The 608-nt window shown below is 65.5% G+C and carries 1 protein-coding gene; it reads left to right on the top strand.

From position 1 onward, the window contains the following. Positions 1-608: IS5 family transposase (locus tag SB822_RS54770; RefSeq protein ID WP_410858807.1), on the top strand; the 608-nt coding region annotated here is incomplete at both ends.

Here is a 608-nt window from a genome sequence, read left to right as displayed (position 1 = left end):
CTGAGCCGTCGCGCGCAGGAGTTGAAGGTCGCGTTGCCCGCGATCCGCAACGGCGAGCCGCTGCATCTGCTTGTCGACAGCACAGGGGTGAAGCTTTACGGTGAAGGCGAATGGAAGGTGCGCAAGCACGGCTATGCGAAGCGTCGCACGTGGCGCAAGGTACATCTCGCGCTGGATGCGAAGACCGGCCAGGTATGCGCTGCGTTGATGACGCATCAGGACGTCGCCGATGCCGAGGTCTTGCCTGGGCTGCTCGATCAGATCCCTACGGACGACGCGATCGATACCATCGGTGGAGACGGCGCATACGACACGAAGCAATGCCACGTGGCGATTGCCGCGCGCGATGCACAACCGGCGATCCCACCGCGCGAAGGGGCAATGCCCTGGCCGGGGAACACGCCCGGCGCCGCCTGGCGCAACGAGGCCATCGGTGCCATTGCGCGAGACGGCCGAAGGGAATGGAAGAAGCGCAGCGGCTATCACCAGCGCTCGCTGGTCGAGAACCTGATGTACCGGCTCAAGACGCTCACCGGCAATTGTCTGTGGGCGCGCACGATCGGCTCCCAGGCGACCGAAGTGGCGGTTCGCGTCGGCGTGCTCAACCG

The sequence above is a fragment of the Paraburkholderia sp. SIMBA_054 genome (assembly GCF_046534875.1).
Taxonomy (GTDB): domain Bacteria; phylum Pseudomonadota; class Gammaproteobacteria; order Burkholderiales; family Burkholderiaceae; genus Paraburkholderia; species Paraburkholderia hospita.
Note: the sequence above shows the minus strand (reverse complement) of the source record. Positions and strands in the feature narration are given on the sequence as shown.